7 protein-coding genes are annotated in these 10,457 nt (G+C 69.6%); 3 read left to right on the forward strand and 4 right to left on the reverse strand.

Features of this window, described 5'->3' with window-relative positions; genetic code table 11:
• Positions 1 to 600: 600 nt before the first annotated feature.
• Positions 601 to 1,263, reverse strand: coding sequence for a response regulator (locus tag ACFYNL_RS36665; protein WP_388811666.1), 663 nt, complete (start codon positions 1,261 to 1,263; stop codon positions 601 to 603).
• Positions 1,238 to 2,410: a sensor histidine kinase gene (locus ACFYNL_RS36670; RefSeq protein WP_388811669.1), complete on the reverse strand. Its 1,173-nt coding sequence runs from the start codon at positions 2,408 to 2,410 to the stop codon at positions 1,238 to 1,240. Before ACFYNL_RS36670 ends, ACFYNL_RS36665 begins: the two co-directional genes overlap by 26 nt.
• A gap of 175 nt (positions 2,411 to 2,585) precedes the next feature.
• Here ACFYNL_RS36670 and ACFYNL_RS36675 point away from each other — a divergent pair, with 175 nt between their 5' ends.
• Complete coding sequence (locus ACFYNL_RS36675) at positions 2,586 to 4,856, forward strand: MMPL family transporter (protein WP_388811671.1); 2,271 nt, start codon at positions 2,586 to 2,588, stop codon at positions 4,854 to 4,856.
• Between the two features lie 423 nt (positions 4,857 to 5,279).
• The gene (locus ACFYNL_RS36680; RefSeq protein ID WP_388811674.1) at positions 5,280 to 7,766 is read left to right on the forward strand and encodes a GDSL-type esterase/lipase family protein; all 2,487 of its coding nucleotides are present in this window, start codon (positions 5,280 to 5,282) and stop codon (positions 7,764 to 7,766) included.
• A gap of 453 nt (positions 7,767 to 8,219) precedes the next feature.
• Here the strand turns inward: ACFYNL_RS36680 and ACFYNL_RS36685 are convergent, their stop codons facing one another.
• Positions 8,220 to 8,477 carry a hypothetical protein gene (locus ACFYNL_RS36685; protein WP_388811725.1) on the reverse strand — a complete coding sequence of 86 codons (258 nt, stop codon included), beginning with the start codon at positions 8,475 to 8,477 and terminating at the stop codon, positions 8,220 to 8,222.
• A 503-nt stretch (positions 8,478 to 8,980) separates the two neighbouring features.
• Here ACFYNL_RS36685 and ACFYNL_RS36690 point away from each other — a divergent pair.
• Complete coding sequence (locus tag ACFYNL_RS36690; RefSeq protein ID WP_388811676.1) at positions 8,981 to 9,790, forward strand: IS5 family transposase; 810 nt, start codon at positions 8,981 to 8,983, stop codon at positions 9,788 to 9,790.
• On the opposite strand, the gene ACFYNL_RS36695 is transcribed toward ACFYNL_RS36690, so the two are convergent.
• Positions 9,729 to 10,238: a hypothetical protein gene (locus ACFYNL_RS36695; RefSeq protein WP_388811721.1), complete on the reverse strand. Its 510-nt coding sequence runs from the start codon at positions 10,236 to 10,238 to the stop codon at positions 9,729 to 9,731. The two genes, ACFYNL_RS36690 and ACFYNL_RS36695, sit on opposite strands and share 62 nt — an antisense overlap.
• Positions 10,239 to 10,457: the final 219 nt, after the last annotated feature.

Consider the following 10,457-nt stretch of genomic DNA (forward strand, 5'->3'; position numbering starts at 1 on the left):
CGGCCACCCCCATGCTCTGGTTGGCGTCAGCTCCACCTCTGGGGTGCTAGGGAGCGGATCAGGGAGGAGGAGCTCGTTAGGGAGGAGGAGCTCGTTAGGGAGGAGGAGCTCGTTAGGGCTGATGTCCAGTGCGAGCGACAAAGCGATTGGATCGTCCGCACTGGAAGCGGGACGCCCGCGGGCTGACCGTGTTGGTCCAGTTACGCCTGCTCGCCCACTTCGGTATGCACAGCTCGGCAGGTTGCGCGCCCAGCCGAACACGACCAGTTGGTAGATTCTTGAACGCCCGTCGAAGTGAAGGCGCTGGCTAGTTGGGGGTGGAACCGCCTCTGCCCGGCCCGGTTGAAGAGTCCGGGCAGACGCCTTGAGGGTCGTTGCGCGATCTGCCCTCGGTTCAAAGTCTGCCGAGGCGGTTGGGTGAGGTGCCAGGCTCAGCACGCTTTGCTGGCATAGGGACATGAGGGCTGGCAGCCTTGCGGGCGCGGGCGATGACATGTTTGGTCAGGCGTTGGTTGTTCTCGCTTCGGCGTTCGGGGCGGCGGTGGCTTCGGCGGCCGGCACCGAGGTGTGGTCGGGATGGGGACAGGCCCGGCACCCGGCTCAGGTTCCGGGGAGGATACGGCGCGTTTCGTAGGCCCACATCGCGATCTCCACCCGGTTGCGGGCGCCGAGCTTGGCCATCAGGCTTGCCAGATGCGTCTTCACCGTGCTGAGGCTGATGTGCAGTGCATCGGCGATCTCGGTGTTGGTCAGCCCGCGAGCGACGGCGAGGAGCACCTGCTCCTCGCGGGCGGTGACGGGGGAGACCGGCTGGGCCACGGGCCGGCCGGCGGGCAGGTCCGCGAATGCCTGGAGCAGACGGACGGTGACGCTGGGCGCGATGAGCGCCTCACCGTCGGACGCCGACCGTACGGCCTGCGCCAGAAGGTCCGGTCCCGTGTCCTTGAGCAGGAATCCGCGGGCGCCGGCACGCAAAGAGCCGTAGACGTACTCGTCGAGGTCGAACGTGGTGATGACGACCACGACCAGCGGGTCGGCAACGCCCGGGCCGGCGACCAGCCGGGTGGCCTCGAGCCCGTCGAGTACGGGCATGCGGATGTCGAACAGGCAGACGTCGGGGCGTAGTTCGCGGGCCAGACGTACCGCTTCCCGCCCGTCGGCGGCCTCGCCGACCACCTCGATGCCGGGCTGGGCGTTCAGCATGATCCGCAACCCGGTACGGATGATCGTCTGGTCGTCAGCGACGAGGACGCGAATGGACACCGCTCTCCCTCCTCGCTCTCGGCAGTTCGGCTTCGACATGCCAGCCCCGGTCGGTACCCGGGCCGACTCGTAGTGTGCCGCCGAGCAGGGTCGCGCGCTCGCGCAGTCCGGTAAGTCCGTATCCATCGCGACCACGGCCGGTGCGCCGGCCGTTGTCGCGCACGCTCACCCGTACCGTGTGCCGTTCCGCGGCGACCCGAACGACGAGCTCGGTCGCGTCGACCGCATGGCGCAGCGCGTTGGTCACCGACTCCTGCACGATCCGGTAGACGGCCGCGTCCACGGCCGGGGGCAGCGCGTCCAGTTCGCCGTCCAGCCCCAGGTCGACCCTGAGGCGAGCACCCGGGGTGCGCACCAGGCGCTCCAGATCTGCGACTCCGGCAGGGGGCGCCAGCTCGGCACCGACCCCGCGGTCGCGCAGCGCGGCGACCATGGCGCGCATTTCCTCCAGCGTGCGTGCCCCTTCCTCCTCGACCCCCTCCAGCGCCTCGACGGCGGCGGACGGGTCGGTGCCCGCGAGCACCCGGCCCGCCTGGGCGATGATCACCATGGCCGACACGTGGTGGGCCACCGTGTCGTGCAGTTCCCGGGCGAGCTGCTCGCGCTCGCGGGAGCGCACCTGCTCCAACTGCCGCTCACGAGCGGTCACCCGGAACCGCACGGCAGCCCCGACCACGCCGGGCAGCAGAAGGAAGAGCAGTCCCACCACATTTTCGAGGACCGGCGTCTCGTCCGTGACGGAACACAGCGCGCCGGCCGCGAGGATCACCGCGCCGCCCAGCACGATCTCGCGTCCCGATCCCCACCGGAGCAGCGCGTAAACCAGCACGAGCACGACCGCGCCGGTGTACAGGCCGACGGGCTCGCGCGGTGCGGCGACGAGCGAGGCCACCGCAAGCAGGACCACCGAGCCGAACGCCAGCGTCACCATCGCCAGCGGGCGGGTCCGGCGCCACAGGGGCAGCAGGCACAGCCATACGGCGAACACCACCGCCAACGGCCGCCACACGACGTTCTCGCGCAGGGTGGCCTCCAGCGCCACACCGGCAAGGCCCGCAGCGAGCAGTGCCCAGTCCCGCCGCACCCGGGCGGGCGCACCGGGCGGCCGGGGTTCGGTCCACAGGGTTCGCAGGTCGTCTCGGAGCACGGTTCTCAGCCTAGGGACCGCGGCGCGGCGCGCATCGGCCGAAAGGACGGGTCGTCACTCCGCCCCGGGGCCGACGGATCCGCGGCCCGCGGGCCGATGCCGCGGAGCGCCGTGGCGACGAGCCTCGGCATCGGCGGCCGTACAAGGACGGCCGACGAGGTGGTTGGAGGACCCGATGCTCTCGAAAGCCCTGTTGCGCCTGGGCACAAGCGCCGCCCGTCATCCCTGGCGGGTGATCGCGGCATGGCTGATCGCCGCCACGCTCGCCGTCCTCGCCGCCGTCGCCTTCGGCGGGCGTACCGCGGACTCGATGACCGCTCCGGGACTGGACTCGCAACGGGCCGCGGAACTGATCGAGCGGGCAGGCACCGGCCAGGAGGGGATGACCGCCCAAGTGGTCGTCACCCCCCTCGACGACGGTGCGACGTTCTTCGACGACGACGGCGCGCGCACCGCTCTCACGCGGCTGCAGACCGAGGTGAAGCGGCTGCCGCACGTGCTCGGCACGAGCGACCCGGCGCGGGCACTCGACACGGGCGGGGCCACCGCCGTGCGCGCCGGCCTCGTCTCGGCCGACGGGCGGATCGCGGTCGTCCGGGTGCAGTACCCCGACCAGAGCCAGCTGTCGGCCGAAGACCTCGACGCCCTCGTCGGTCTCGGCGACCGGCTGCGCGCCGAACTGCCCCTGTGCATCGAGATGGGCGGGAACCTCTTCTACGCCTTCTCCGACCCCGACGGCGGCGCGAGCGAGCTGATCGGCCTCCTCGCCGCGGCCGCGATCCTGTTCCTGGCGTTCGGTTCGCTCGTCGCCGCCGCGCTGCCGATCGGCATGGCGGTCTTCGGGCTGACCGTCGGGGTCGCCACGATGACGGTACTGGCGGGGGTGACAGAGGTCCCCACCTTCGCACCGGTCCTGGGCAGCATGGTCGGGCTCGGAGTGGGCATCGACTACGCGCTGTTCGTGCTCGCCAGGCACCGGGAGTACCTCGCGTGCGGGCTCGATCCGCAGGCGGCGGCCGGACGAGCGGTGGCAACGGCGGGGCGGCCGGTGGTCTTCGCCGGCGGCACCGTCGTCGTGTCGATCCTCGGCCTGGCGGTCGCGAACGTGCCGTTCATGACGGTGGGCGGGGCTGCCGTCTCGATCGTCGTCCTGATCATGGTGCTCGCCTCGGTGACACTGCTGCCGGCCTTCCTCGGCGCGGCGGGCCCGCGCCTGGCCCGGGCCGGCCGGATAGGCCGGGCTCTGCAGACCAGGAAGCCGGGCCGACTCGCACGGCGGCGGGACCCGGCGGCAGGCGCCGCCCACGCCGCCGGGTGGCGTCGCTGGATCGGGCACGTCAGCCAGCACCCGATGCCGTACGCGGTCGGCGCGGCGGGGCTGCTGCTGACCGCGACGCTGCCCGTGCTCGGCCTGCGCGTCGGCCTCCCCGACGACGGCTCACTGCCGCAGAGCCGTACTGAACGCCGGGCCTACGACCTCGTCGCCGAGGGGTTCGGCCCGGGCACCAACGGTCCCCTCGTCATCGCCGCAGACCCCTCCGGCGATCGGGGAGTGCTGGACCGTCTCGTCACCACGGTCGCGGCGGATCCGGGCATCGCATCCGTCGCGCCGACACACATCGATCGGGCCACCGGCATCGCGACCCTCGTGGTCTTCCCGACCACCAGCCCTCAGGACAAGGCCACGGCCGACACCATCGCCCGGCTGCGCACCGACGTGCTGCCCACGGCGATCGGGCACGGCCCGGCCAGGGCCCACGTCGGCGGCGCCGCCGCGAGCCTGTCCGATGTGGGCCAACGCACCAGCCAACGCCTGCCTGCGTTCGTCGCCGCCGTGCTGGCGATGTCGTTCCTGCTGCTGATGCTGGTCTTCCGCTCGATACTCGTACCGCTCAAGGCGGTACTGCTGAATCTGCTGAGCATCGGCGCGGCCTACGGCATCATGGTCGCGGTCTTCCAATGGGGCTGGGCCGGCGCACTCATCGGGCTGGAAGCAACGGTTCCGATCGTGTCGTTCATCCCGATGTTCCTCTTCGCCATCCTCTTCGGCCTGTCGATGGACTACGAGGTGTTCCTCCTCTCCCGCGTACGCGAGGAGTACCTGCGCACCGGCGACAACGGCACGGCGATCGTCGAGGGCGTCTCGCGCACCGCCCGGATCATCACCTCGGCCGCCCTCATCATGGTGGCGGTCTTCCTGTCCTTCGCCGTCGCCGACGACCCCTCCACCAAAATGTTCGGGCTCGGCCTGGCCACCGCGATCTTCATCGACGCCACCGTCGTACGCATGGTGCTGGTGCCGGCGACCATGACACTCCTCGGCCGGACCAACTGGTGGCTGCCGAAGTGGCTGGACCGGCTGCTTCCCCGCGGCCCGGTGGGCACCGACGACACCGACGCGGAATCCCCGGGTGAAGCCCTGCGTCCACGGCTGGTTGACCGTTGAGCTGCCGCCGCGTCCACACCTGCGGACGACCCGGCTTGGTTCCCGTCGGCGGCATGAAGGTCAACACCGACGTGGTGCGTCACCAACGTCATGGCTGGCAACAACCAGCTCGTCTATCGGGTCGTGATCAATGTGCGGGATACGCCTTCGTCCTCTGTAACGACACCGCAGGTCACTCGCCGTGCCAGGATTCGGCGGTGTCGGGGAGGGGCCGGGCGTGGACGGGCGCCCATGCCACGGTTTGCGTCATTGTCGGCGAGAACGGCGAGCCGCCGAACCGTCGGGAGGCCGGCCTCGTCTCTCCCAAGGTCGGGCGCCCGGTTCATGACGCGGGCGAGCCTGCGCCCGGCTTCTCACCGTTGCCCCGGCGGCCCCTGCCGCTTCTCCAGTGCCGCAGCCGGCGCTGTTCGACAAGGAGGAAACATGGCAAGACCCCTCTTAGGTGCAGGCGAAGGCCGCATCCGGTGCAGACCGGGCACGGCGAAACCGGGCGGCGTGCACAGGGCGCTCACGGGCCCACTCGCGTGGCTCATGGCCGCGGTGGCCGCCGCGACGCTGCTGGTGGTTGCTGAGCCGACGGCCACCCCGGCGCAGGCCGTCCCCCGGCCCCTGTCCTCGACGCCATTCATCACCTTGAATATGCAAGGCTCGAATCAGGGACTGAGGTGGCAGGACACCGTCAGGCCGTTCATGCAGCAGGTGCAGATGGTGATGCTGCAGGAAGTGGGCGCCGATCCACCGGCGGGCAGTAATCGGCCCGACGTTCTCGGACCTGACACCCAGATCATCGGCGGGGAAGAGGTCAGGCACATCCCTTGGGCGCCGGAGAGCAGCACCAGGGACCCGCTTCCTTACCACGTGTACTTCCTGCAGACCGACGACAACGGCGGCAGAGGCACTGGCGGGCGGGTCAACATCGCCACCGTGACCCGCGACGAACCGGATGATCTCGCGATAGTGGTCAATCCCCGGGCTCGCGGTCGCACAGCGCTGGGCCTCCGCTACGGTCTGACCTGGTACTTCAACTTCCACGCACTGTCCGGCGGAGGTACCGACTCGGCTCGCATGATTGCCGAGATCGCCAGAACGGTTGAGGGCTGGGGCCGGCAAGACGGGAACAGCTACACCTGGGTGGTGGCGGGTGACTTCAACCGCGAACCGGCGGAACTCGCCACGGATCAGGGCGCCCCGAACCTGGAAGGCTACTTCTACCGAACTCACCAGCCCACGCACCAAAGCGGTCGCGAGTTGGATTACGCCGTGTCCAACGACCAGGTCATCGGGCACCAGGTCTACCGGCTACATGGTGTGGGCGGGGATCACTATCCCGTGCAGGTAGGTGGAATCCGCGCCCGGGGCGAGGTGGACCCGCCTCCGCTTCGTGACGACATCGTCCTGGGACCCCAGGGGGATTCGATCACTGTCGGCGAGAACAGCACCGACAAGAACGGCTACCGCCTTCCCCTGTGGAACGACCTCACGCCGTCGGCGCTCGAGGACGGGTTGATCAGCATCGAAGGGAAGCGATTCAAGCGGGACTTCGTGGGTGACCAACGCTCGGGCACCCTGCCCGATCGTGACCATGACGGAGTCTCCGGCGAGCGGATCGACGAGATCATGGAACGGGTGGACTGCACGGTGCCCGCCTACCGGCCCAATGTGGTGACGCTGCACGCCGGAACGAACGACATGAACCAGAACAGGGACCTGGCCACCGCGCCGGACCGGCTCGGCGCCCTGATCGACCAGGTACTCCACGACGCACCCGAGGCGGTCGTCATCGTCGCCACCCTCATCCCCTCCACCAAGGACGGCCTGCAGCCCAGGATCGACGCCTACAACGCCCGGATCCCCGGCCTGGTGAAACAGCGGCAGGAGCAGGGCAAGCACGTCCTTGTGGCGGACATGAGCATGGTGACCACCGATGACGTCGACGGCTCCCATCCCAATGACACCGGCTACCGGAAGATGGCCGACGTCTTCTACAACGAGATCTGGAGAGCGTCCGATCTGGGCTGGATCGAGAAACCCGTTCCCGGCAGCGGGAAGGAGTGCCCGGAGGAAGAGGGCAGCAAAGCCGGTCCGGGGTGGCGTGCGCTGGGAGTCATCGCGCCGGGTATGGAGTACCCCGAGGGCCGCACCGACATCGTCGAACTCAACGGCGACAACCGTGGCGACTATGTTCGGCTGAGTGGCAACGGCGGCTTGCGGGTCGCCCTCAACACCGCCGGTGAACCCGGCAAGCCCGACTGGGTCGAGCTGGGAGTGAACTACCCAAGGCGGCCTTGGGGACCCGCATCAGTGATGCGGTTCGCCGACCTCAACGGTGACGGCCGCGACGACATGGTGAGGTTCCCGGGCTTCTCGGACAAGTTTGTTGACTTCGTCGAGAATCTCGGCGTCAAGGACGGACGAATCCAATGGGGAGACATAGGGCTGATCTTCGCTCCCATCGCCGGCATTCCCCTAGAGGCCGTCCGCTTCGCGGACATCGACGGTGATGGCCGGGACGACCTCCTTCGCGTCGGTGAGAACGGCGCCGTCCACGCCTACGTGAACCAGCCGGGAGACCGGATCGAGACGCCCCGATGGGTGGAACGGCTCGACTGGGCTCCTGGAGTCCGGTACGGCTCCAGGGACAAGCTCCGCCTCGCCGACGTCAACGGTGACCGCAGAGCCGACTACCTGATGGTCGGTGGCAGTGGTGCCGTCCACGCCTACATCAACAACGGCGGAAGGGACAGCGGCGGCTTCACGGAACAGCTGAACTTCGTCAACGAAACCGGCTATCCCGGCGACAAGGCGGTGTTCCGCGACATCAGCGGCGACGGCAGGGCCGACTACCTCGTCGTCTATGACGGCGGATCCGTCCGCGCCTGGCTCAACCGAGGCGGAAACACCGGGCCGTGACCTGCGGTTCTCCGTCCAGCGACCCGGCATCCTCGGAACGCCAGGACGCGACGACGGCCGTCAGCGCGGCGGGGAAAAGCTGAGACGCGAGTGGAGCGATCGGTCGCTCCCCGCCCGTGACAGCCCGGCCAAGCAGAGTCTGTTCCCCGTTGCCGTTCTCAGGCTGAGTGGTCGACCTTGACGGGCATGGCCAGGGTGGTGAGATCGCCGCGGTCGGCGCTGACGTGCGTCGGGCACGGTCGACGACGACCTGCGGGCCGCCGTCGCCGAGCTCCGTCGTTCGGGGACCGGACGCTCACTCCGTGACTGGAGATGTGCAACGCGATACGTTCGCCGGTGCCTCGTCGGCCCCGGCGTCCAGAACCGCCTCGACCGCAGCGAGGGGCATGGCGATCTCGCGGAGCTGACGCAAGCGAAACGTGACGGGCCGGTCGTGGCCCCTCAGGTCGAGCATCACGTCGGACCGATGGCCGTGCTCACGGCGGGATAGAGCGTGGTCATCTCGAACTGGATCTGGGGGGACTCGCCCGCACCGTGGCGAGGACCGGGATGCCCGGCCCGTCGTGGCCCGACAGCTCCACCCGCAGGCAGCGTGGGACGCTGGAGGCTGGCGTGGTGCTGCTGGACGCGCTGCTCGGTCACGGCGTCGGCAGCGTCCAGGGCCCGCACGTCCCAGGGGGGCAGGACCTGATCGACTGCATCCGCCAGCACGGGCCCCTTCGCACCGGCGCCATGTCGTGGCAGGCATGGGGACCATCCCCGTGGGCGCGAGGAGCAGATCGCCGGCCGGGACAGCCACGGCGCACCGAGGGCCCATCCCCGCGGGCGCGGGGATGGGCCCTGCTCCTCGATGACGTGCCGCAGCACGTCGTCCTGTTCCCCGCGTCCGCGGGTCCGAGGGGATGTCCCTGCCCCTTCGCAGGCTCAGGTCAATGGGGCGGCCTCACTGGCTTTTCTTATTCCGCTCGCGTGGCCGACGTGGTTCGAACGGGGTGCTGGATCGGGTGAGTTGTCCGGTGTTGAGGCATGACGGAAGGGCCTCTTGGTAGCTCGCGGTTGTCGAATCCAGCGAGTTGCAAGAGGCCCTGGTGTTGAAGTGTTGCGTGGTGATGGCTGACGGGCCCAGTCTGGCCACCCTTGGGTGTGACTGCCTCGCCCACAGGTTCGGGAACGCGGCCGACAGGACCGGCCGCCGGCCGCGGTACGACTCCGACATGAGCGATGCCGAATGGACCCTGGTGCGGGATCTGCTGCCGGTGCCGGGATGGCTGGCGGGCCGCGGCGGCCGTCCGGAGGGCTACTGCCACCGGCAGATGATCGACGCCGTGCGCCACCTCGTCGACAACGGCATCAAGTGGCGGGCCATGCCCGCGGATTTTCCGCCCTGGCCTCGCGTGTATGCCTTCTTCGCCCGCTGGCGGGATACCGGGCTGGTGGCGGAACTGCACGACCGGCTGCGTGGTGCCGTCCGCCGGGCGGAGGGCCGTGAGGAGGCGGCGAGTGCGGCGGTCGTGGACTCGCAGTCGGTGAAGGCGGACGCCACCGTCGCCTTCGCTTCACGGGGGTACGACGCGGGGAAAAAGATCAACGGACGCAAGCGGCACCTGCTCACCGACACGCTCGGCCTCCTGCTGGACGTGCTGGTCACGCCGGCGTCCACGATCGACCGGGACGCCGCCCGCATCCTGCTGCCCGCGGCGAGGAGCCGCTTTCCGCGACTTTCTTTGATCTGGGCCGACGGCGGCTACCGCGGCCACCTCCAGGACTGGGCCGCCCCGCACCTCGGACTCGTTCTCGACGTCGTCCGCCGCAGCGACGGCGTCTGCGGCTTTCAGGTCCTGCCCCGCCGCTGGGTCGTGGAAAGATCCTTTGCCTGGTTCCTGCGCAGCCGGCGCCTAATCCGTGACTACGAACGGCGCATCGACACCAGCGAATCTGTCATCCGGTGGTCGATGACCATGCTCATGAGCCGCCGACTGGCCGCCCATCATCAGCAGCGTTCTGCGTCAGCGCGGACAGCGTGAACCTGCCCGGCTTCTCTTCGATCAGCCAGCCCCGTTCCACCAGCCGTTTCAGCCGGGCCCGTGCTCCCTCGACGCGGGAGACGGACGCGCTGTCCCAGCCCAGCACCACCGCTGCCCACCGGGCACCCAGCCCATCGGCTCCCGCGTCCAGGGCAGCGGCCATCAACGCCTGGTAGTCCACCGACAGGTCCTCGACCCCGGCCGCGTTCTCCCGGTGCGGCACCGCGCGTCGCGGCCCGACCGGCTTCCTCCGCGACGACCCAACGGCCACCACCGCGGGCTCTTCCTCCTCGGCCAGCGCCTCCAGATACTGCTCCAGACCGATCACCCGGCGCCTGAGGACCTCTTCCGCGTCAGCCAAGTCCGTCCGCACCCGCACCAGTTCGGCTTCGAGTTCCTCCACCCGCACCGCCGCGGCCTTCCGCCGCGCTTCCAGAACCGCTCGCATCGACGGCATCCGCCACCCCCACAACATCCCGACCGGCAACGAGTCGAGGCTTCCGTGCCAGCTGCAATCCCATGTCTGACCAGCGGAATCCGCACACGGGGTTCGGAAAGAGAACGACCTCTAACGACCTCGTGCATGGTTGGCCGTGGCTCGGCGCGGGAGTGGCTCGTTGAACCGAGCATGGTGGGGGCTGGGGCGCGTGAGTTGATCGTGGCGGAG

The organism is Streptomyces sp. NPDC007808, from assembly GCF_042868655.1.
GTDB lineage: Bacteria > Actinomycetota > Actinomycetes > Streptomycetales > Streptomycetaceae > Streptomyces.

Excerpts from the sequence above, each read along its gene's own strand:
- ACFYNL_RS36695 (WP_388811721.1), bottom strand. The coding sequence starts at position 10,238 with ATGCGAGCGGTTCTGGAAGCGCGGCGGAAGGCCGCGGCGGTGCGGGTG.
- ACFYNL_RS36680 (WP_388811674.1), top strand. The coding sequence starts at position 5,280 with ATGGCAAGACCCCTCTTAGGTGCAGGCGAAGGCCGCATCCGGTGCAGA.
- ACFYNL_RS36690 (WP_388811676.1), top strand. The coding sequence starts at position 8,981 with ATGAGCGATGCCGAATGGACCCTGGTGCGGGATCTGCTGCCGGTGCCG.
- ACFYNL_RS36675 (WP_388811671.1), top strand. The coding sequence starts at position 2,586 with ATGCTCTCGAAAGCCCTGTTGCGCCTGGGCACAAGCGCCGCCCGTCAT.